General features: G+C 41.6%; 17 protein-coding genes. 7 read left to right on the top strand and 10 right to left on the bottom strand.

Going from position 1 to position 22,267, the window contains the following annotated elements; genetic code table 11:
* The first annotated feature begins 40 nt into the window (after positions 1-40).
* On the top strand, positions 41-1,561 hold the full coding sequence (gene ycf46 / locus VB836_RS07380; RefSeq protein ID WP_046278449.1) for a stress-responsive protein Ycf46: 1,521 nt from the start codon (positions 41-43) through the stop codon (positions 1,559-1,561).
* Between the two features lie 171 nt (positions 1,562-1,732).
* On the top strand, positions 1,733-2,086 hold the full coding sequence (locus VB836_RS07375; RefSeq protein WP_046278450.1) for a DUF1257 domain-containing protein: 354 nt from the start codon (positions 1,733-1,735) through the stop codon (positions 2,084-2,086).
* 117 nt (positions 2,087-2,203) lie between these two features.
* Here VB836_RS07375 and VB836_RS07370 read toward each other — a convergent pair whose 3' ends face one another.
* Entirely contained in the window at positions 2,204-7,597 is a 5,394-nt protein-coding gene (locus tag VB836_RS07370) for a CHAT domain-containing protein (RefSeq protein WP_323218725.1), read from the bottom strand.
* A gap of 300 nt (positions 7,598-7,897) precedes the next feature.
* Between VB836_RS07370 and coaE the strand changes: the two genes are divergently transcribed.
* Together coaE and hisA are read left to right on the top strand one after the other, a co-directional pair.
* Positions 7,898-8,503, top strand: coding sequence for a dephospho-CoA kinase (gene coaE, locus VB836_RS07365; protein ID WP_323218724.1), 606 nt, complete (start codon positions 7,898-7,900; stop codon positions 8,501-8,503).
* A gap of 29 nt (positions 8,504-8,532) precedes the next feature.
* The gene (gene hisA / locus VB836_RS07360; RefSeq protein ID WP_046278452.1) at positions 8,533-9,306 is read left to right on the top strand and encodes a 1-(5-phosphoribosyl)-5-[(5-phosphoribosylamino)methylideneamino]imidazole-4-carboxamide isomerase; all 774 of its coding nucleotides are present in this window, start codon (positions 8,533-8,535) and stop codon (positions 9,304-9,306) included.
* Here the strand turns inward: hisA and VB836_RS07355 are convergent.
* The 8 genes from VB836_RS07355 to VB836_RS07320 form a co-directional block, all read right to left on the bottom strand.
* Positions 9,303-10,094: a calcium-binding protein gene (locus VB836_RS07355; protein ID WP_323218723.1), complete on the bottom strand. Its 792-nt coding sequence runs from the start codon at positions 10,092-10,094 to the stop codon at positions 9,303-9,305. The two genes, hisA and VB836_RS07355, sit on opposite strands and share 4 nt — an antisense overlap.
* A 116-nt stretch (positions 10,095-10,210) precedes the next feature.
* Positions 10,211-11,386: an NAD(P)/FAD-dependent oxidoreductase gene (locus VB836_RS07350; protein WP_323218722.1), complete on the bottom strand. Its 1,176-nt coding sequence runs from the start codon at positions 11,384-11,386 to the stop codon at positions 10,211-10,213.
* Between the two features lie 89 nt (positions 11,387-11,475).
* Positions 11,476-12,036 (bottom strand): hypothetical protein, encoded by a 561-nt coding sequence (locus VB836_RS07345; protein WP_235440866.1) that lies wholly within the window; start codon positions 12,034-12,036, stop codon positions 11,476-11,478.
* A gap of 199 nt (positions 12,037-12,235) precedes the next feature.
* Positions 12,236-14,221 (bottom strand): DNA sulfur modification protein DndD, encoded by a 1,986-nt coding sequence (gene dndD / locus VB836_RS07340; protein WP_323218720.1) that lies wholly within the window; start codon positions 14,219-14,221, stop codon positions 12,236-12,238.
* Positions 14,218-14,457: a hypothetical protein gene (locus VB836_RS07335; protein ID WP_323218719.1), complete on the bottom strand. Its 240-nt coding sequence runs from the start codon at positions 14,455-14,457 to the stop codon at positions 14,218-14,220. The genes dndD and VB836_RS07335 overlap by 4 nt, the downstream gene beginning before the upstream one ends.
* A gap of 92 nt (positions 14,458-14,549) precedes the next feature.
* Entirely contained in the window at positions 14,550-14,990 is a 441-nt protein-coding gene (locus tag VB836_RS07330; protein WP_323218718.1) for a GxxExxY protein, read from the bottom strand.
* A gap of 286 nt (positions 14,991-15,276) precedes the next feature.
* Positions 15,277-16,842, bottom strand: a complete 1,566-nt coding sequence (gene dndC, locus VB836_RS07325; RefSeq protein ID WP_323218716.1) for a DNA phosphorothioation system sulfurtransferase DndC — start codon at positions 16,840-16,842, stop codon at positions 15,277-15,279.
* A gap of 26 nt (positions 16,843-16,868) precedes the next feature.
* Complete coding sequence (locus tag VB836_RS07320; RefSeq protein WP_323218714.1) at positions 16,869-17,837, bottom strand: HNH endonuclease; 969 nt, start codon at positions 17,835-17,837, stop codon at positions 16,869-16,871.
* 92 nt (positions 17,838-17,929) lie between these two features.
* On the opposite strand from VB836_RS07320, the gene VB836_RS07315 reads away from it, so the two are divergent.
* From VB836_RS07315 to VB836_RS07305, 3 genes are all read left to right on the top strand, one after another.
* The gene (locus VB836_RS07315; RefSeq protein ID WP_323218712.1) at positions 17,930-19,504 is read left to right on the top strand and encodes a DGQHR domain-containing protein; all 1,575 of its coding nucleotides are present in this window, start codon (positions 17,930-17,932) and stop codon (positions 19,502-19,504) included.
* Between the two features lie 409 nt (positions 19,505-19,913).
* Positions 19,914-21,092: a DNA sulfur modification protein DndB gene (locus VB836_RS07310; protein WP_323218711.1), complete on the top strand. Its 1,179-nt coding sequence runs from the start codon at positions 19,914-19,916 to the stop codon at positions 21,090-21,092.
* 409 nt (positions 21,093-21,501) lie between these two features.
* The gene (locus tag VB836_RS07305; RefSeq protein WP_323218710.1) at positions 21,502-21,693 is read left to right on the top strand and encodes a hypothetical protein; all 192 of its coding nucleotides are present in this window, start codon (positions 21,502-21,504) and stop codon (positions 21,691-21,693) included.
* A 43-nt stretch (positions 21,694-21,736) separates the two neighbouring features.
* Here the strand turns inward: VB836_RS07305 and VB836_RS07300 are convergent, their stop codons facing one another.
* Positions 21,737-21,961, bottom strand: coding sequence for a hypothetical protein (locus tag VB836_RS07300; RefSeq protein ID WP_323218708.1), 225 nt, complete (start codon positions 21,959-21,961; stop codon positions 21,737-21,739).
* Positions 21,962-22,267: the final 306 nt, after the last annotated feature.

Genomic DNA, 22,267 nt, shown 5'->3' with positions numbered 1-22,267 from the left:
TCACACCAAATGTTGTACCGTCTCTAATGGATCGAGGACTATGCAAGAAGAATTAGGAATCTTAATTGAAGCTCGATATCCTCTGATCTACCTCGTCACATCCGAGGAGGAGCGGTCTGAGCAGACAATCGCCAAAATCGCACAAGCCAAGCGTCAGCGAGAAGTTTATATATGGACAGTTACCCGTGGCTTAGTCAAATACGATCAACCGCGCACAACTGTTCAGTCAAATACGGTTTCTCCCCAGGCGGCAGTTGAATGGGTAATTCGGCATCGAGAACCCAATGTTAGCGGCAGTATTTACATTTTCAAAGATTTGCATCCCTTCAAGGATTCTCCAGAAGTGACCCGGTGTTTGCGGGATGCGATCGCCAGTTTTAAAGACACCAACAAGACTATCATTTTGATGTCTCCGGTACAAGAAATCCCCATCGAGCTAGAGAAAGAAGTTGTTGTTTTAGACTTCGCTCTACCCGATATGAAGGAGCTTAACCAGGTGTTATCGGCTCAGTTAGAGCAAACCCGTTCCCGGAAAATCAGTACAGAAACACGGGAGAAGTTGTTAAAAGCAACGCTCGGGTTAACCCGAGATGAGGCGGAGAAAGTTTACCGTAAAGCTTACGTCACCGCTAGTCGTTTAACAGAAACAGAAGTCGATATTGTCTTATCCGAGAAAAAGCAGCTAATTCGGCGCAACGGAATATTAGAGTATATCGATGTGGATGAAACGATTGATGCGGTTGGAGGCTTAGAAGAACTCAAACGCTGGTTAAAACAACGCTCTAATGCGTTTACCGAACGAGCCAGAGAGTACGGTTTACCACAGCCCAAAGGAATGCTGATATTAGGGATACCCGGTTGTGGAAAGTCTCTAATTGCGAAAACCACCTCTCGGTTATGGGGTTTACCCCTGCTGAGATTGGACATGGGCCGAGTCTATGATGGCTCAATGGTGGGTCGCTCTGAGGCGAACTTGCGAAACGCATTGAAAACAGCAGAATCCATTTCACCCGCGATTCTGTTTATCGATGAGTTAGACAAGTCCTTCGCAGGCGGTTCAGGTTCAGCCGATTCGGATGGCGGAACATCTAGCCGGATTTTTGGTTCATTCCTCACCTGGATGCAAGAAAAATCCTCACCTGTGTTTGTGATGGCGACAGCCAACCGTGTTGAACGGCTACCGGGAGAGTTCTTGCGGAAAGGACGATTTGATGAGATTTTCTTCGTTGACCTTCCCACCAAAGAGGAACGGCAAGATATTTTCAAAATTCACCTGTCCAAACGACGTTCAGAAATTGACCGCTTCGACTTAGATCAGTTGTCTACAGTTTCTGAAGGGTTCTCTGGGGCAGAAATTGAGCAAGCGCTCGTCGCTGCAATGTACGAAGCTTTTGCTCAAGATCGAGAGTTTACGCAGCTTGATATCATCGCCGCCATTAAAGCGACACTACCTCTGTCGAAAACGATGAACGAACAAGTGACTGCCCTGCGCGATTGGGCTCGTCAGAGGGCGCGGCCAGCTGCATCTTCCGTCGCTGAATATCAGCGTATGGAATTTTAAAAGCTTTCTCCTGGTCCAAACAGGAGGAAAGGCTAGCACATTAAAGGCTAGCAGTTTCTAGAAAGAACGCCGCTCTTGTCATCAGCGTCTACGCTACAAGTTCAAGAGGGCATCCGTTAAAAGCCAAAACCGTTGTTGTTTCGTTTTCAGTTCCACTAGGAGGATATCACAATGTCTCATTTCAGCACTCTGCGTACCAAAATCTCTGATGCCGAAATCCTGAAGACTTCTTTACGCGATTTAGGGATCTCTGTTAAAAGCAACGCAGATGTTCGTGGCTACAACGGCCAACGTGTACGCGCTGACTTAGTTGCAGTTCTCGAAGGCGAATATGATTTAGGTTGGTCTCGCAATAGCGATGGTACTTTTGACCTGATCGCTGACCTGTGGGGCGTTGCTAAAAAGCACAACCAAACTGAATTGATCAATGCAATCAACCAAAAATACGCTGTTAACAAAACTCTGTCTGAAGTTAAGCAGCGTGGTCTGCAAAATGCAAACGTTAAATTGATCGTTCAAAAATAGTCGCTCTGAGCGTTCCCAAGCTTGCGGGTTAACCATACGGGTTAGCCCGTTTTTTTGTGTGAAGAAACTCACCACGCTCGACACGCTCGACACGAAGATTTTTGGATTTTGCTAAGATTACCAAGGGCTACCGATGAGAGTAAAACCTGCCCAGTAAAACGGATGATTTAGGCTAACATCACCTTGAACGGCAATTTCTGGGGGTAACTCCACATCTGCGGTAATGGTCTTTTTCTGATAGACTAATTTTCCATCTTCTAAACGAACTTTCCCTTCTAACATTGCCAGTTGAGCTTGTCTGAGGGCTTCTGCTTTAATGGGACTCTGTAACAACGCATCATAAAATGTACTCATCAGTCCCAAGGTTCCCACATCACTGACGTACCACAAACTCGCGAGGGCTGATTTAACACCCGCTTGAATGGCGAGTCCTGCAAAGCCTAATTCGGCATCTTCATCGCCGACTGCGGTGGTACAAGAACTCAAGACTAATAGTTCGACGGTTGGTTGATCTAAGCGTAACTGACGCAGTTCATCTAACCATAATTTTTGATCCCAAAATTGAATATAAGAACGGTTTGCACCCCCTGCTAAAAACTCCCCATGCGTGGCTAAATGAATAATATCAAATTGTTTTTGTTTGCGTTGGCTGGTGAGATTATCAATGGTAAATTCTTCATTGAGAAAAGATTGACCCGGCCATTGATTTTCCTGTACAATTAAACTCAATTCAACGGGAACAGCAGGCAGGGGGGCTTGAGTGGGGTCGGTAAATTTGGACGCTCCCATCGCCAGAACTTTTGAGTTTTTCAGGTTAACATAGCTGGTATCGGTTAAACTCAAACTGGGAATTAAAGCTAAACTATAATTTTCTAAGAGAAACTTTTCGCCGTCGTATAATGCAGCAATGGGTAAGGTTCTTAACCCCGCATCCATCGAAAAAATTAACGTTTTAACTTGATGTTTTTCTAACTCAGTTTTTAAGGGTAAAATCAACCAATCATAGAGTTTTTTTCCGGTAATTTTATATTCAGTATCACTTAAACTCTTTGGGGTTCTAATTTGATTGCTAAACTCTCGAACCACTTTTAACAGTTCTTCTCGTTTGATGTGGGTACTTTTAAATAAAGGTTGACCATCGGGTAAAACTAATCGCATTTCTAATTGATTGGCTTGTATGGAAACATAAACAATAGCAGGTTTATGTCCTGTTAGTTTAGTAATATCGCTGAGAGTCTGACGAATACTTTGATCACTAACTGGATTTTTATTGAGGTTTTCACCAAAATATTTAATAAATTCCTGACCGCGAAATAAATCAATTTGTAAGACGGATGACGTCAAGGAAGATGTCGCCATTTGATCGGCTGAAATCGTTGTTCCTTGGAGTTGAATCGGAATATTTTCAATATTTTGAGATAATTCTTCGTTATTACCTAAATTTCCCTCTTCTGTAATCACATTTGTTGATGAATCTAAATCTTCACTGCTTGGAACCTCACCGGAAGGGGTAGAGGGATTTTCGGTTGTGGGTTGTAGTACATTATCTTGAATAACGGGTTCTTGATTTTCTGAGGATTGATTTGGATTTTCTGTCGGAATATCATCTTGATTAGATTCGGGTTTTTGAGGAGGATTTACAGAGTTATTTGCAGTAGGTAAGGCTGTTATTTCTCCATTGGTAATTGCCCCAACTGTACCGTTTAAACTCGGATCGCCAATCTCAAAGATGTTGCTTGTAGATTGCGGTAAAATGATGTTTCCTGCTTCATCAAAACCAATGGCAGATAAACTCGCTTCTATTTGATTTGCGGCTGTAAATGTTCCGGTTGCCCGAAAGAAACGCTGGGTATTAATTTCAATATTTCCTCCGGTTTTAGCGGCTTCTGTGTTAATCGAAATGACTTCAATATCATTAGGAGAAACTAAGCGAATATTTCCCCCATTTCCCTGAGAAGAACGGGCTTCTAAGGTTCCTGTTTTAATGCGATCGCCGGACTGAAGGGTAATATTTCCTGCATCTTCTGTTGTGGCTGATGTTAGATTTCCCGTAACAATTTCACCCTGTTGACTGGTTAAGTTAATGTCTTGATTTGAAGTTATATTACTGGTTTGTATGCTACCATTTGCCCGAATATTTACACCTGTCTGATTGCTATTTTGATTGGTGCTAATATTCCCTCTAACAATGATATTACTCTGTTGACTGACGAGATTTACTTGTGGATTTTCTAGGGCTGAATTGGACACAGAATTTGAGGAAATGCGGATATTTCCGGTTTCAATGGCTTCTGCGGCTTGCAGATTAATCTCAGCCTCAGATTGTAAATTTCCGGTGGTAATTTGACCGCTTGTACTGGTTAATTGCAACGTTTGACCTGTGGTATTAATATTGCTGAGAAATAGGTTTCCATCGGCTTTGATTTGAATACTTGCATTATCAACCCCTGTAATACTTCCTTGTGCAACGACAAAACCGGGAAAATTAGGTGCTTGCAAAATCACGGGATCACGAAAGGTAATATCTCCCGCTATTGTCAGAGGACTGCTGCTATTTTCCCGACCAATTGTAATCAATTCAAACCCATTGGCGAGTGCATTTAAGTCTGTCCCACTCAATTCTAAAGCCTCTGTATTTCCCTCATTTCCTAACGTAATTGCTTGTCGGTTATTGTAGGGTTGTAAGACTAAAAACCCATTCCCAATAATGGAGTTATTTCCACCAACGAAATCAATCTCATTGGCTGTTAATTGTATTGTTGCTGCTTGGTTTCCTGTATTTTGAATTTGTCGGGAAATAATTCGTCCTGACTGACTGGTGATTGTAATATCTTGACCATTTGTCATCAAATTTCCCAAGCTAATATCATTCAACGCATTTAAGGTCAAACTAGCATTATCTACCCCCGTCAGCGTATAAGGACTACCGGATGAAGTTGTTCCCATATTAATTCGACCAAAAGGAGATTGAATCAAAATTGGGTCTTGAACCGTCACATTTCCAACAATTGAAATCGTTCCTTTACTATCAGGTCTGCCGATAATAATTTGAGAAAAACCATCTTGGAGAGTTGACATTTCATCGCTTGTCAAATTCAAGGTTAAGCCAGAATTATTACTGCGATTTGCAATCATAATATCCTGGGCATCTGTTGCGGGTTGTAGAATTAAAATTCCCGTTCCTTCTACTAGATTGGTGAGGTTAATCTCATCACTGGTGAGGGTAATATTCCCGTTTAAACTGGCTGAGTTTTCCCCTGACCCTTGTTGGCTGTTATTATCAAATGAACCTGTCCGAATGGTTTCCGCAGAAAGTTCGACTTCGGCTTCTAAATTAATATTTCCTCCGGCACTTCTTCCCTTGGCATTAACTGAATTTAAACTCAAGCTTTGAGAGGTCTGAATCTCAATATTTCCGCCCGTTCCCTCAGCAGAAGTCGCATCTAAACTATAAGAATCGGATGAGAAATTAATATTTCCTTCTTGACTATTAATCGTAATATTTCCCGCTTGCTGCGAACCCGAAGTATTGATTAAATCAATCTCAATATTTTCAACGGCATTCACAGTCACATCACCCGCTTTACCCGAAGTAGAATTCAAGGTTTGAGTCGAAACTTCACCTGTTTTAATGCTATTTCCACTCTCAAGATTAATATTCCCACTACTATTTAAACCATTGGTTTGTAAATCGGCGGTCGAAATTTCTCCTTGATTTGTTGTGATTGTAATATTTCCACCCTCCCCCAAAGTATTAGCGGCAGAAAGTTGACCTGTTTCAATCTTTCCATTAAAATCCGAACTTAGAAAAATATTACCGCCATTGGTTGAAATCTCGCCAATTTCAATATCCACTCCCGTAATGGTAATAGACCCGCCAGCCGTTTGAATGGTATCATCAGAACTCATAACAAATGATCCGGTTCCATCCCCATCTGCATCGGCGGTAAACGTGACTGATCCGGTTGAAGCTTGAAAATTCAGTTGATTGTCTGCAAGGTCATTAATCGTAATATTATCTCGCGCTTCTAAAACAATATCGGCAGTTTCCCCAATTCGTTCTAACGTGGTTTCTGAAATGGTAAACTCTGAAGGATTATTCTCGGCTAAAATTTGATTATCTCGCAGAGAATTTTCATTTTCTATTGCTTCATTTCCATCAATAATGGTAATATTAAGGGGATCTAAAAGCAACGTTCCAACACTTCCATTTACCCCTCGCAAATCGACGTTTCCTTCTACGGTTAAATTCCCATAACTGGAGATTTCCGCAAATCCCCCATTTCCGGTAACACTCTGGGCGCTAATATTCCCAAAAAACCGAGTCTCTAAGTCTGACCAAATAATAATCTGTCCAGCATTTCCGGTGACTTCGGCATTGGCTAAAATAGAGGAATTACGATTAATAAACGTATGATTGGCATTGGGAATTAAACCACTTCCTCGCTGATCTCCGCCTATTCTGACGGTACCTCCACCATTCACCCCTGAAACGTCTACTTTTGCATCGACTAACCCGACGGTTTCCCCGATGATATTAACGTTTCCGGCTTCTGCGGTGGTATTTCCTGAAACGACGGCGACACCGCTAGAATTAGGAATTTCTGTTCCTGAATTTGTTAATTGTACCCGACCATCGGCCAGTACCGTCACTCCGGTTGCGTGGTGGCGATCGCCTCCGGTTAACAGTTGTGGTAAGGATAAAGCCGCAATTTCCGGGGAATGACTCCCCCCGTTTACGCTTGTTACTTCTAAATTGAGTAAATGTCCGCTTTGGCTGATGCGGAGAATTTGTTCACCGGGAATGGCGGCGATGGTAATTTTGCCACCAGGGGCGCTCAATTCTCCTGTATTAATAACATTATTTCCTAATAAGCTGATATTTTCTCCGGCTGCTACTGCAAGCTGACCTGCATTAATAATACTTCCTGATGAGGTTGTTGAGAAGCGAAAAGCGTTGGGACTGTCCACTAAGTTGGTATAGTCATTACTTCCAATGGCGTTAAACCAATGAGAACCGAGTCCAATTCCAGTCGCAGTTGTGACGGTAAAAGAACCGGGAATATTTAAACTTGCACCTGATCCAAATATTACCCCAGCCGGGTTCATTAAAAATAAATTAGCATTTCCGCCCGTCACTTGAATTAACCCATTAATAACGGAAGCATTTCCCCCGACAACTCGAGTTAAAATATTCTGAATAGAATTGTTTGATAAAAAGTTTGCAACTTGTCCCGACTCTACATTAAACTCCGTGAAACTATGAAATAAATTTGCCCCATTTCCCGACACCTTTCCCCCTTCAATGTTAGTCTGATTTCCCTGTTGATTTGTTACCGTATTTGTGCTGTTGGGTTCAGGAATAATCGGTTGAGCAACAACTTTTGTTGATTTGAAGGAAGAGAGGATTTTACATCGCCCGATATCGGGAAATTCAGAAGTGTCCAAAACGAAAAGGAGCGTTAACGGTAGGGAGAATAGGACTAGCTTAAAGTCTAAGCTGCGGTTCATCTAAAATCCTCCTGGGAAATTCCCGTATCAACCAGTTTAACAGTAAAAGTTACAACGATACTCCTGATTTAATATCACAAATCTTGCTAAACTTCATCTGTAAATGGGTTAAATTTTTACATTCTTTATCGGTTCAATCTGCAATAATACTTAAAATCAGGAGTTCTCGTAAGGTTCATCAAACTGTTAACCTGATTTTCAGAAAAAATTGGTAAAATTTGATCAACCCTACCTTGATGCTGTCGTTAGGTATAGTAGATAATAGCCATTGATGCAAATTAACCGATTGAAACCACCATCATGCGTTTGATTGGCTTAACTGGGGGAATTAGTACAGGAAAAACGACGGTTTCTAACTACTTAGCCCAGACCTACTCATTCCCCATTTGGGATGCAGATGTCTATTCTCGCGAAGCCGTGCAACCGAACTCCCCTGTGTTGCTAGCCCTTGTTGGTCGGTATGGTACTGAGATTTTACTCTCTGATGGTAGCTTAAATCGTCCGCAACTTGGTAGTATTATTTTTAGTAGCTTAACAGAACGTCACTGGGTCGAGCAGCAAATTCATCCGGTTGTCCGCGATCGCTTTTGCGAAAATATTCAACAGTTTCAGCATCAAGCGGATAAAAATGCTACCGCAGTTCTGGCAATTCCTCTGTTGTTTGAAGCGGAAATGACTGATTTAGTGACAGAAATTTGGGTGGTTTCTTGTTCTCCTCAACAACAGCAGTCACGTTTGATACAACGCAGTAACGGTTCTCTCACTCCCGAACAAGCCCAAGCAAGAATTGACAGCCAGATGCCTCTTGAGCAAAAGTGTAAAATGGCAGATGTGGTGTTGGATAACTCCTCAACTTTGGAAGTTCTCTGGCAACAAGTCGATCTGGCGATCGCCAGAACCATCTAAAATAGCGTTAACTGTTACTCGAATAACAAATGGATGTCATCCCTGCAATTGATTTACTCGAAGGGCGTTGTGTGAGACTCTATCAAGGCGACTACGATCAAGCCCAAACTTTCAACGATGATCCGGTTGCAGTGGCTCAACAATGGGCAGATCAAGGCGCAACTTGGTTACACTTGGTTGATCTCGATGGAGCCAAAACAGGTCAACCCACGAATCATCATATCATAGAAGCCATTGTCAATGCGGTTAATATTCCCGTACAAGTGGGCGGCGGGTTACGCAGTCGAGAAACCGTTGCAACGTTGTTAAATTTGGGCGTAAAACGGGCAATTTTAGGGACGGTTGCAGTGGAAAACCCCCAATTAGTGGCGGAGTTGTGTCAAGAATTCCCTGAAAAAATTGTCGTGGGAATTGACGCCCGTGATGGTAAAGTTGCCACCAGAGGTTGGCTAGAAACTTCAGAAGTATTAGCCACTGAACTCGCCCATCAAATGGCACAGTTAGGCGCCAGTGCTATTATTTATACTGATATTCATCGGGATGGTACTTTACAAGGCCCAAATAAAGCGGCGCTGCGGGAAGTTGCAAACGTTGTCGCTATTCCTGTTATCGCCTCTGGGGGAATTAGTTCGGTGACTGATTTATTGAGTTTGTTATCCTTAGAACCGTTGGGGGTAACGGGGGCGATTGTCGGTCGCGCTTTATACACCGGAGATGTTGACTTGAAAGAAGCAATTCAGGCCGTTGGTCAGGGACGTTGGCAGGATGTCCCGCCCGACTTTGGGGGTTCAAGTTTCGCTTAAAATCCGTCAACGCTGACAAAATTCCCTTCTAGATCTTCTGGAGTAACCGCTTCTACAAAAGCGATAATATTTCCGGTAGATTCTGCCCGGATTATCGTTCCTGAAGTTAGCAAAGGCTCTCCACTAAACAGAGGAAGAAGACCAAAACTGTCGAATAATTCTGTAATTGCGGTTGAGAGTTCTAGATTGATAGACAGAGATATATTTTGTGCGGGTTCTAAGGTTAGGTCTTCTTCGGTTAATCCTCCGGTTAATCCCAATTGATCGGTACCTGTTAAAAAGTTAGTAATCAAATCTGCATCATTAATATCCTGTGCATTTGACTCTACTTCCAAAATATAAAGCTTATTACCAAAATCCGTAAAAAAGTCTCGACCTGATATAAAGTCTCTGCCTTGATCTCCGGATAAAGTATCATTCCCCAGCGAACCGCTTATGAAGTCATTTCCCTGACCTCCAAACATTAAATCATCACCTTCGCCCCCTATTAAAGCATCATTGTCTCTATTCCCAAATATAGAGTCATTACCGATATCTCCACTCATTAAATCTCTATCTTGACCCCCAAACAGAGAATCTTGGCCGCCTGAACCATAGATTACATCTTCTCCTTGATTTCCGATAATTAGATCATCAGCAAAAGCTGCACCATAAGCGGTATCATCTCCTTCTAAAAGCAAGACTCCTAATGGAAAATCTGCTGCTTGTTGAGCGGTCACAAAAACAAATTCAGAAGTAGAATCACCCAGTAAACGAGCTTCTCCAGAGGGATCGGGTTGTAGTACCATGCCAATCTTTCCTTTAAATCAAAAAGTCATTGGTTCCTATTTCTCTATCAGTTGAGATTGTGACTTTTTACGGATATCGGCAAAAATTTTTTTTGGAGTTGGGGCTACACTAGACCTTACAGGGTTGAACGCAGGGGCGATAACTGTTCAATGAGTTCATCGGGTTGTTCGGTGAGATGATTAGCGTATCGTTGGGCGAGGGGCGGAACAAAAACTAACGGGTTACTAAAGCCTGAAAAAATATGAATTCCAGTTAAACCGGGTATTGCTCCAACCAAAGGCAAACTATCGGCTGTAAACGCCACTAAACAATGATACCAATGAGCGGGTAAATCTTGCAATGGGGGTAATATTTTACCTATAGCGTTGCGAATTTGGGCTTCACTTTCTGCTGGATTAATTTTAGCATTCGGATCACTTAAAACCCGAGACGGTTGACCGATTCGCATTTTATTATTTAAAAATTGTACCGCACTCCCATCAATAATTAAAGGCACAAATTCATGTCCGGGTTCATCCCAGAGGCGTTCAAATTCGGGCTTGGCGGCGTCGGCTTCGAGTTGAAACCGTTCCATTCCCGCAGACATAACAACGGTTCTGAGGTTAATCTCAACAGGTGGTGTTTCTAAGACTTCTGTATGGGTAAAATGTAAGCGAATGGAAATTCCCGCAGAGGCTAATAAACTGCGACTTAAACCCCCTGCACAAATCACAGTATTTTCAGCTAAATAAGTGTCATTTTTAGTTTTAACGCCAGTAATACGATTTTCTTGTTTTACGAATTCTGTAACTTTGGCAATTTCTAACGTTCCCCCCAGTCGTTTAAAAGCGTCTAAATAAGCGAAATTTGTTTTTTCGGGGGAGATATGACCATGACGGACAGTAAAGGCTGCGGCGATACCATTGGGGTTGAGAAGCGGTTCAATTTGACAAGCGTCTTCTGGGGTTAATAAACGAGGAGGCGTGATAAATCTAGCATAATTTTCGGCTATTTTTTCGGGGTTTTGTTCAGGGGAAACAGTTAACACGAGGTCAACTTCTCGAAATTCGGTATCGGCTTCTAATTCTTCGGATAATATTTGATGACGTTGTTTTCCATCTTCACAGAGTTGACGAGTTAACGGGGTACTTCCAGACCAATAAGCCAGTCCACCGTAACTGTAGCGAGTGGCATTTTCAAACGTTGGATTTTCTTCGATCAGAAGAACATTCAAGCCTTTTTTTGCCAGTTCATAACTGAGGCTTGTTCCTGTAATTCCAGCACCGACTATAATCCAGTCATAGTTGATCATAAGAGGAGGGTGAGTGAAGTTGACATCTATTTATATTCTGCCCTAAATTGACCCAATATTTTGATTAAGTTTTAGGTTTTGATGTGGCTTTACTGATCAATAGGTTTGTATAGAATCGTCTTTCCGCGTCGTTTTCCTGAGTCTTCCCAACCTCTTTGTTGTAGTTCCCCAATGCGATTGAGAGTGGTAATATAAGGAGCAGAAACACCTAAAATATCTCCCAATTCTTTCGCTGTTTTTAGGATGGGAACATTGGTTTTTGGTTGGGGTGGCGAAGCTTGGGGCGGTTCGACTGATGGGGGAGAAGATGAGGTTTCACTAACATTAGAGTTGAGATTATTTTCTATTGATTGTTGAATCAGTTGTTCTAAGCGATTTTCTAGATTTTGCAAGAGTTGTAGATCTAGATTTTGTTCTAAATACTGTTGAACCGTTTTTTTAACTTTCTCTGTGAGGAGTTCATCTAAACTCCCTGGAGAAGATTCGCCTGTTTCATCTAAGTAGTCAGCAATTAACTGGCTTAAAACCTCTGCTGTTGTCATGTCATGTTCAATACACCTAGCCCGAAAACGTTGCCACAAATTATGGCTAATTTCAAAGCTTGCTAGGGTTTTTTCGTCTACATCTTTTTTGTTTGATCGCTCTATCAACGATTTTTACCCTAATTTTTGCAGGAGATATCATTGGTTGTGAGATATAAAAAGTTTAGCAAAAAATGGAGAAAATCTAACTTTTAGAAATAACTTTCAAAAGCTTATTAAAAGTTTTTTCTGTTTGTTGAAAGTTTATTAAGAAGTTTTATCAATTAAAGGTGAATACTTTACCGCTTGGCTGAGACAACTTCCAGACTCAAGAAAAGAAGTAACCCGCTTCAATGACGGTTTGGCTGCTGCGGGAGTCATACTTCAGCAGATATTCGTGGGCGATCGCTTCTTGTTCTCGCAGGGTTTGAACTTCTGCTTCACCAATTTCGGTATCGGTTGACAGCAAAATAACCTGATGACTCGCTGAGGGAAAATAACGTTCGATCAGGTTGTGGCGGTGAGAGGAGTCGAGGCGCCCGAGGGGAGTGTCAATGGCGACGGGGAGGTTGCGTCCCGATACTCTGGCGAGTCCCCACAAAAATGCGATCGCCAGAAGTTGCTTTTCTCCAGCAGAAAGGCGATGTTTGGGGACGGGTTTTCCTTCGAGGTTGTAGAGAGAGAGGCTAAAGTTTTCCGTATCGATGGTGACTCGATGAACTAAATCTGATTTATGTAATAAATATCGAAAGCATTCTGCAACTTCAACTTCAAGTTTATTCAGCTTTTTTAGGGTTAATTTTTCTTTAAATTGCGTGAGGGTTTCTTGTACTTTTTGAATTCGGTTAACCAGATCTTGACTACTTTTAGATTTTAACGTCTCACCCCCGTAAGTATCTAACTGTTTTTTCGTTTGGGTAAATGCCCGTTGAATTTGATCAGAGTTGCGTTGTCCTTCTTCATAGGCGGCTTGGGCTTTCAGGAGTTCTGTTTGAGAGAGTTTGAGTTTTTCTTCTAATTTTTTGTAGACTTCGGGTGCAGCAGCCGTCTGAAGTTTAGTTTCAGTGGCATCAATTTCATCTTGGAGAGTTTTGAGTTGTTCTAAACAGTCTTTTGCTTGTTTATTTTGACTCGGTAATTGAATATTAAGAACAGTTTTTAAGTCATTAACGGCTTCTGTATCAACCTCTAAATAGGGCTGAATTTCTGTTTCTATTTCTTGTTCTAGGGCTTGATTTTCTTCTTGAAGAAAGGATTGAATTTGATGAACTGATTGTTCATCCAGAGATATTTTAGTGATATAATCAATTAAACGGCTATCTCGTTCTTGTAAAACTTCACGGGCGGCGATAGATTGTTGACGCTTTATTTCTTTGTCGGCTTGAATTTCAGCCTGAATAAGCAGAGGATAAATTAAGTTTAAAGGTAGAGTTTCGGCTGCTAGTTTTCGCAGGGTTTGACGTAGGCTATCACGGGCTTCTTCTAAGTCTTTGACTTTGGCTTGAAGTTGAGAACTTTCTTGAGCAATTTTTCCCCCTTCTGAAACAAATTTATCCGAGGCTTTCTGTTGATGTTTCTCCGCTAACACTAACTGCTGTTTGAGTTCATCTAACTTCTGTTGAGCCGCTTTTTTTTCCTCTTGTTGTTGGGCGAGGCGTTGTTCTATTTCTTCTATATCCGCCCGTTCTTGAATATCTGCAACGTCTTTTCGTTTGCGTTGAGAGAGAATGCTTAAATCTATTGATAAACGGGTTGCCAGTTCCAATCCCAGGAGGTTATAAATCGCATCAATAACAGCTTGTGGAGGTGTTTCTAATTCGGCTAATTCTTTAACTTGTTCACCATCAAACAGGAATAACTTAGAAATCCCTAACGGTAAAATATTCTCAATATATTCATCCCAAATACTTGCAATGGATTTATCCGGCCATTCTCCAATGACAATCCCTAATTCATCTTTACCATCTTTGGGGTTTTTTGTCCAGGTTCTCACAATTCGCCATTCTGCCATTTTCCCATCTTTAACGTGTTCAAATACAAGTTCAACCCGGGTTTTTTCAATGGGTGAAGCGTTGCTATTAACACACTGAGTTAAAAAGTCGTTGTAGCTGAGATTTCCTCTTGTTGAACATTGGGCGCGTTGTCCGTAGAGGGCGAGGCGAATAGCATCCATCAGGGTTGTTTTTCCGCCTCCATTCATCCCCCCAAATAAAATAATAGGGCGTAGGTTGCCATTTTCTTCGGGGCGAAGATTGATGGTTTGTCTACCTTGGTAGGGGCCGAAGTTTTGTAGGACGAGTTCGAGAAATATCATGGTGGGGGTGTTGTAACGGATATTGTAACGGATGAATTAATGGTGGGGTTTTTGAGGTTTATGCTTTTGGAAACGGATAGGGTGTTGTAACGGATAGGGTGTTGTAACGGATATTGTAACGGATGAATTAATGGTGGGGTTTTTGAGGTTGATGCTTTTGGAAACGGATAGGGTGTTGTAACGGATGGGTTAACTTTGGGTGGGTTGAGATGATCTATCCGTTTTGCTCTTGGCATTGGTTTAATTATCTCAGCAGAAGTTTAATCCGTTACCAGTCTCCGCCCCAATTTAATCCGTTACCAGTGGGGTTTTTGATTTTAGTGTTATTTTAATATCTGGGTTGCCATAGATAGGGTTGAATGGTTTTTCGCCAGTCTTGTACCGATTTTGGGGGTAATATTCGATGATATTCTAATCGCGATCGCCCGAAGTTTAGGAAGAGTCCGACTTCGGCGTTTGTAATGGACAAGTAAGCTACTATTTGGGCGATGTCTTTACCTTCTATTTTACGGGAAACGGCTTTGTCTTCGACGACAATACTGTTGTTTACCCAATGGTCTAGGTAGAGTCTTCCTATCCAGTTTTCTCCATCATACACTTCTTTACAGTATTCTTCTTCTACTGTTAATCCTGCTTGTCGCATTTCTAGAGTTAATGCCCTTTGATAGTGTTTTTCTCGTAGCCCTCTTTGGGTGCGGCTATGGACTCGCATTGCACAGCCAATTATTTGATAGGTTAGTTCTTGATGGGGTATTGTGGGTTTGTACATGGCGATTAGAAACGGATCTGGAAACGGAGGGGGTGTTGTAACGGATATTGTAACGGATGAATTAATGGTGGGGTTTTTGAGGTTGATGCTTTTGGAAACGGATAGGTTAACTTTGGGTGGTTGGATGGATCGGGGGTGAGTATGGTTTCAGATGATCTATCCGTTTTGATCTTGGCATTGGTTTAATTATCTCCGCCCCAATTTAATCCGTTACCAGTCTCTGCCCCAATTTAATCCGTTACCAGTCTCCGCCCCAATTTAATCCGTTACCAGTGGTTTTTTTATGTTATTCCTCCTCCTCATCGTTGGTTTCTGAATTATTGGAATACTTCAGATTTTCCCAAGTCAGTTGTTTAATGGTTTCAACATCTCCTTCTTGGGCAGCTATTTTTAAGTTGCGTTTCAGGTGGGCATTTGCAATAGCTTCTTCTTTGGTTCGTGAACTGGTTTCAAAGCATTTTTCCAGGTCTTCAAACAATCCTACACGACGGGCTTTGGTATAATATTGTCGTTCGGTATCTAATAATTTTGCCATTAATTCTAAGTGCATGGCGTCTTCCCCACAAATATCTTCTAGGGTTGTCCATTCATCACTACCTAACAAACTCGTTTCATTACCACGATAGGTATCTATAAAGGTTTCTCCTGTCACTTCTTTATATATCCTCGGTAAACTATCATCAAATTCGTGTTTTTCTTCTAACCAGATTCGGCGAATTTCGCTGAGTTCTTCCGGTTGAATTAACGTAATATCTCGCATTTCTTCGGGGGCGGTTTGACGAATTTTCGTTTGCGCTTCTAATACTCGTCTTAACCAATGTTCCCGCCATTTTTTGACATACGGGCCGGGTATGGGTTCGACGGAGACTTCACCATTGACATTCCGTTCAAACAGTTGTACTGTTCCAAATATTCGTCTAAAATCTCTCTTGTCTCGATCATTTCTAATATCTAATTCGAGACGAATATCAACCAAAGGCTGTAACCATTCTTTTTCCTCATCATTTTGAATCATTGCTGTCAGAGATTTATCACTATCCACCAATGTACAAACCCAACAGCCAAAACGAGAACTTCCACAGCTAGGCGTTGAGGTATCAACAACTAACGGACATTCATTGTCTGCGGTTGCCCCTCGATACATAGCAAATAAATCTTTATTACTATGTCCCCAGGGGTTTTCCCATTGCATGAGATAAAGCCAAACTTCATCTGTTCGCCATTCTTCAATAGGAGTGTAAAGTAAAGAGTTTGGTATATGGGGATGGGGACAAAGGCGCTCTCGTAGTCGTTTAGCTTCCCGCTTTTCCATAATTTTCGCACGGTTTGAACTCTCCGTTTTGCGAGTTCCTAACACAACGACTGCTTCCCGGTTTGATCGTACAACATTACGAATAAAACGGTTTGAAGGATCAATTTTCAACCGAGGTGTACACCAGCGAAATCTATGTCTAGGAGCGGGATAACCTTTTCCAATTAAACCAACCCAATAAGTATGGGTCATTTGTGGTTTTAATAGATGCGCTTCTATTGGAAGATTTTGCTCTTGAGCGGCAATTTTTATTCTTTTTAAAGAGTTGTCAACCCAAGCAGAAACTATTGGATTTTCTACAAGTGTATCTGTACTGATGACATAAATGGGTTTGATCAGCTTTTCTGGTGGAAGTGCTGCGATCGCATTCCATATCAGTTGTAATGTTGCAGTGCTATCTTTTCCGCCTGAATAACCAATTACCCAAGGAATTTGATCGATACAATATAACTCTTGAACTTCTAAAGATAACTTTTCTAGATATTCTACAAACTCAGCTATGGTACGATTTGGAATTAGTGGTGCTTTAGTTTTTCTCATTTTTGTTTTAAGTCCTCTTGTTTTTTTTACGATCTGAATATATTTTTTTGATGCCATTCAAGCGCATCTAGTCTAGGAAAGTATTCCTCTAAGACTGGTAAAGCTATGTGTTCGCCGTGAAAGTCTCGCATTGATTTAGCATTGGGTGAAACTTCTTGTAAATCATTAGCTACTACAATTTTATAGTCATCGTCAATAGTAAACCAACCTCTATCAAATGCCCAGTGATGATTTTTACAGAATGAGATTCCGTTATCAATCCTGCTGTCATAAAATCTCGAAAAGGGTTTAATATGTGCGCCATCTACTATACTTTGAGTTATTTTTCGAGTTACCTTTAAACCACAGAATGCACATCGATATCCATAAGTATGTACAACTGCTTTACGAAAAAACGCATTTCTGACTACGGACTTTTGAAGTCTAAATTGTTTTAATGAAACCTCCTCTACTTCTCTAACGTTAACACTATCTTCCTCTATCTGACTTTGGAAAGATTGATTGACATTTAAAATTTCTGATAATTCTCGCTGACTCTCAAAAAACCAAACCGCTATTAAGGTATCAGTGAGTTCATTTCTAGAAGTTTTATCTAGTAATAGCTCAAACAGTTCATCATCTAATTTGGCATACTCCACAGCCTCTTTTAACTTGTTTGTAGTTTTAGGTTGTAAACCCTTAAAATCCGGCTTAAATTCTAAATACCAAAATTGTTCATTTTGTAAATAAAAGAATGGATAATGTAAACCCCCTTTATAAGATGGATTTCCTAATATTTTCCAATACTTATTAAATGTGTCTATCAACTCATCTGAAACCAAAATGTAGTTATTCTTAATAATTCTTTGGGCAATCAGATCAATAATAGATAATAGCAAAATAGGCTTGTAGGGTGCATCACCCCGCTTTCGGTTACTACTAACCTTCAACTCTGAAAATCGTTCACAATAGTCCAGTAACGTTCGTTTGTCCTCCGAATGTTCTGCGGTACTCATATCTGTTGCCTCTTTACTAGCACCCTGTTCAGTTATAATACCTTATATTCCAAAGTTTTTAAAAACTTGTTCTCATAGCTTAATACTTACGAATGAAATCTGCAACCGATCCAACCCCAAAACCCAACCCCCAAGACCCAGAAGCGATCGCGAAGTTTCTTGAACCCTTCCTCAACTCCCCTCAGCATCTCCTCGTACACAAAACCCAGATGGGAGGAACAGAGGCGTTTATCGGTTCAGTAACATTGGACTGGTTGGATCGCAATGTGGGTTATGCTTCCCAACTTCCCCTATTTAAACGTCACCTGAACCCAGAAACCGGAAATGTCGAACGAGTCGCAGACACCGTAGAAGATATCTTACAACGTCCTTTAGACTGGTCTCGTCAACTTCCCCTCGCCCAATACCTGGCAACCCACAAAGCCCATAAGTTCCCCGCTTTATTAGTTGTTATCTGTCCCTCTTGGGTAAATAACCCGAAAGCATTTGAGTGGGATGAGGACGGACGGGCCACCGAGTCTGCGATCGCTTTTCAGGGGTTAGACCATCAAGGAAAACTGGGACTGTTACAGTTAGACTCCGATGAGGCTGTCTTTGCCTTAGACGGACAACATCGCCTGATGGGGATACAAGGCTTGATGCGACTTCTGCGAACCGGAAAACTGCAACCCTACAGCAAGATCAAAAAAGCAGTCGGGGAAGCCATAACCCTCGAGGATATGACAGAGGTTTCGGCGTTAACTCCAGAGGAGATCAAAAACCTCGCCTCCGAAACCATTGGGATAGAATTTATTCCCGCAGTGGTAACTGGAGAAACCCGTCAACAAGCCCGTCAGCGAGTTCGATCTATTTTTGTTCACGTTAACCTGATGGCGGTGAAACTGAGTAAAGGTCAGTTAGCCCTACTCGATGAAGATGACGGATTTTCTATTGTAACGCGCCAGGTGGCAGTGACTCATCCGTTGTTAAAAGAAAAACGCGATCGCAACCCTAGAATAAACTGGGATAGTGCGACGGTGGCTTCTAAGTCTACGGTTTTAACGACGTTACAAGCCCTCAAAGAGATGACACAGCGCTATTTAGGCGATCGCTTTCCCCATTGGTTTTCGCCCAAACCGGGGTTAGTTCCCATGCGTCCCGATGATGATGAACTAGAGGAGGGGATGCAGGAGTTGCGACGGTTGTTGGATGCGTTGGCGAGTTTACCGAGTTATCAACGTTTAGAAAGGGGCGAAGAAACGCCTGTGTTGCGACGGTTTAGCTTTGAGAAACCGGGGGGTGAGAGTAATATTTTGTTTCGTCCCGTCGGTCAAGTGGCGATCGCCCAGGGGTTAGGGGTGTTGGTGTTTCAGCAGCAAAAACCGATAGTCAGTTTGTTTGAAAAGTTACGATCTTTTGATGCAATGGGCGGCTTTAAGGGGATAGAATACCCCGAGTCTTTGTGGTATGGGGTGTTATTTGATCCGAATAAACGGCGTATCCGAGTAGCAGGACGAGATCTGGCGGCGAAGTTGTTGGTTTATATATTGGGTGGAATAGATGAACCGATGGATCGGGCGGAGTTGCGACGGGGGTTGGCTGAGGCGAGGACGTTTGAAAATAGGGCGATCAGTTTTGAGGGGCGGTTTGTCAAGCCGAGAGAGATTACATTACCAAAAATATTGTAGTTGAAGAACCCCCACCAACCCCCCTCAGTCCCCCCTAAAAGGAGGGAAGAAAATCGTGCCTCCCCTCGCCTCGTAGGAGAGGGGTTGGGGGAGAGGTCAAATTTACCCCCCTCAGTCCCCCCTAAAAGGAGGGAAGAAAATCGTGCCTCCCCTCGCCATTAAATAATAGTCCCATTAGGGACACCATTTCCCTCTCCTCGTAGGAGAGGGTTAGGGAGAGGTGGAGAGGGGTTGGGGGAGAGGTCAAAAGATATTAACATTACAACTTTTTTTGATATTAACTCCGACAATAATATACGGTGTTTGATACAGTTTGTTAGGAGTAGTCATCTGAGGATTTTAACGCCTACAATATAAAGATAGACCTCACAAATTTTTATTGATCACCGACAGCATGACCTCACCCAACATGAACGATCTTAGTGATAATTTTCCCGAACAAAACCCCCGCATTGATGCTATACTTGCCCCCCTTTTTTCAAAATATAGTCAGGAATATTGCTGCTATCTGGGTTTGACTTTCCCACAGGGAAAACGGCAAATGATTCAAATCAATGTTCCGGCTAGAGATATTCCTACGCTATTAGAAGCAAAACCCTCTGAAGATAATGACCCTGATTCTGGAAAAAATCGTCCGGTTGTGAAAGGTCATGCCGAAGAAATCAAAGATTATATTGTGCATCATGCCGAACAAGATAAGCCTTGGATTTTAGGAACGTTAACGGCTAATATTGATCCTGAACAAATACAAGTGATTGAATTGGGTTTAGGGATGTGTTTTGTTGCCATTCCCCGTGATACACCGCTTGATATTACCGACGGACAGCATCGCTGGAAAGCCATTGATGAGTTATACCGAAACAAACAAATTAAATTAATCGGGAAAAATTTCTTTCCAATTACATTGGTTTTAGAAGGAAATTTAAACCAGTGTCAGAAAGATTTTAGAGATATGGCACAAACCAAAGAACTTGCTGAATCTTTGTTATTGTCCTTCGGAGAGTTTACAGGTCTAGTTGGCATTATGAAACAATTGGTTGAAAAAGTGTCAATGTTTAGAGGAAAAACCGAAAAGATTAACCGCACTCCTAATTCCAAGAAAAAGTTGATTTATACCAATAAATATATTGCGACTGCGGTCAGTTGTGCGTTTGAAAATGATCCAGACGCAAAGTTAGAAGATTATGATGTTGATGAAGCGTCTCAGGCTTTGGCTGATGCGTTTAATCAGTTCTTTTCTGAATGCCCTCAAACTCAATATATTGCCAGTAAAAGCCCCAAAGATTTAACGGTTGATGAAATTAATGATTTCAAGGAAAAATCGATTTTAGGGGTGGCTGTTGGGTTAGAAATTTTAGCTCGATTGCTCCATTTATGCTATAATGAAAATGAGCCTTCATTTGATGAACAGAAAATTTCTCAACTCGCTCAACTGGATTGGTCACGCAGTAGCAGTCTTTGGGCGGATAATGTGATTACAATTGATCCAAATCCCAAAAATGCCGCTAAACGGTATAAGATGTCATTTGGTTCTAGTAATATTAAAATCGCTGTGAATACAGCAAAAGCCCAGTTAGGTTGGATGTAATTGCTCTTGAGTCAGAGTTAGTTAATCAGGGAATAAATTCCCCGTCTAAAATTCTAAGTCCTCAAAACTCAGGGAATTTATTCCCTGACTAAAACCCCAAGTCCTGTTAACAGGACTTCATCTATTAGACAGAGATTTCAATCTCTGGCAAACAGGCAAACTGGCTGGGGAACTAAAACCCCAAGTCCCCAAAACTCAGGGAATTTATTCCCTGACTAAAACCCCAAGTCCTGTTAACAGGACTTCATCTATTAGACAGAGATTTCAATCTCTGGCAAACAGGCGGGTGTTTGTACCATTTTTACTTTTTGTAATGATGTTTACCCTACTGTTTTATTTTATAGCACTACGCATAACGGTTAGGACATTGGTAAATGCTGAAAATATTTTCTGCTGGCACTTTTGCCTCTTGCCTGTTGCCTTTTGCCTAGCGCGTAGCGCTATAAATGGAACTCAGGCGATCGCCATGGGGGTGGCTTCCTGTAGTGAGGAAGTCACTCAAGATTTACCCTCTCATTTATTTGAGGGTTTAGAAAATGGAAGATATGGTCGAGATTACATTAGAGAACTGGATAAAAAATTACTAAATCGAGTATTTTAAAACGGATTTTTCCAGATTTTTTCTGGGTATTCAGGGATTTTTATTAACTAGCAATTTGATTGTTTTTGAGTTTAATCAGTGCTTTTTTGACTTGAGATTCTCGCAAGCGCATAATGGGTTTACCTGCAAGTAGCCAACTCAAATCAAAGATTTGTTCTCCTCGATAGCTAATTTTACACCCGACTATAAAGAGTGAAAATCCCGATATTTTAACCTCCGAAGATCTAAAAGGACATTGTGTTTTCGGACAAGTTGTACATTTTTGCATAAAAGTTGTTCCTCTCCCCACCTTATCTATAGTCGAGATTTCCTATAGTTTCAGTGATAGGGGGGTTAAGAGGAATTGATTTTGATCTTTATCGCAAGTGAGATATATCAATAAAAGTTGTGATTTTAAATGAGTTAATTTGGTGATTTCGATCAGGTTAACGAGTGAGAAGTATCACAATTGACATTGAGTCCTAAATTGATTTTAGTCTCAGCTTGCACCTTCAGTCAAACTGGGTGATTTTCAGGAGCAGTAACCTAGTTGACAATTTATGGTACAACACGGTACTATCTGTAAGATAACAGA

Origin of the sequence: Limnoraphis robusta BA-68 BA1 (assembly GCF_034932365.1) — a bacterium.
In the GTDB taxonomy this organism is placed as follows: Bacteria; Cyanobacteriota; Cyanobacteriia; order Cyanobacteriales; family Microcoleaceae; genus Capilliphycus; species Capilliphycus robustus.
The sequence above is the reverse complement of the archived record's forward strand: the minus strand, read 5'-3'. Positions and strand labels throughout refer to the sequence as shown.

Coding starts and splice junctions, on each gene's coding strand:
- VB836_RS07330 (WP_323218718.1), bottom strand. CDS start 14,990: ATGTACAAACCCACAATACCCCATCAAGAACTAACCTATCAAATAATT.
- VB836_RS07355 (WP_323218723.1), bottom strand. CDS start 10,094: ATGGTACTACAACCCGATCCCTCTGGAGAAGCTCGTTTACTGGGTGAT.
- VB836_RS07300 (WP_323218708.1), bottom strand. CDS start 21,961: ATGCAAAAATGTACAACTTGTCCGAAAACACAATGTCCTTTTAGATCT.
- dndC (WP_323218716.1), bottom strand. CDS start 16,842: ATGAGAAAAACTAAAGCACCACTAATTCCAAATCGTACCATAGCTGAG.
- dndD (WP_323218720.1), bottom strand. CDS start 14,221: ATGATATTTCTCGAACTCGTCCTACAAAACTTCGGCCCCTACCAAGGT.
- coaE (WP_323218724.1), top strand. CDS start 7,898: ATGCGTTTGATTGGCTTAACTGGGGGAATTAGTACAGGAAAAACGACG.
- ycf46 (WP_046278449.1), top strand. CDS start 41: ATGCAAGAAGAATTAGGAATCTTAATTGAAGCTCGATATCCTCTGATC.
- VB836_RS07335 (WP_323218719.1), bottom strand. CDS start 14,457: ATGCCAAGAGCAAAACGGATAGATCATCTCAACCCACCCAAAGTTAAC.
- VB836_RS07320 (WP_323218714.1), bottom strand. CDS start 17,837: ATGAGTACCGCAGAACATTCGGAGGACAAACGAACGTTACTGGACTAT.
- VB836_RS07315 (WP_323218712.1), top strand. CDS start 17,930: ATGAAATCTGCAACCGATCCAACCCCAAAACCCAACCCCCAAGACCCA.
- VB836_RS07310 (WP_323218711.1), top strand. CDS start 19,914: ATGAACGATCTTAGTGATAATTTTCCCGAACAAAACCCCCGCATTGAT.
- VB836_RS07375 (WP_046278450.1), top strand. CDS start 1,733: ATGTCTCATTTCAGCACTCTGCGTACCAAAATCTCTGATGCCGAAATC.
- VB836_RS07370 (WP_323218725.1), bottom strand. CDS start 7,597: ATGAACCGCAGCTTAGACTTTAAGCTAGTCCTATTCTCCCTACCGTTA.
- hisA (WP_046278452.1), top strand. CDS start 8,533: ATGGATGTCATCCCTGCAATTGATTTACTCGAAGGGCGTTGTGTGAGA.
- VB836_RS07350 (WP_323218722.1), bottom strand. CDS start 11,386: ATGATCAACTATGACTGGATTATAGTCGGTGCTGGAATTACAGGAACA.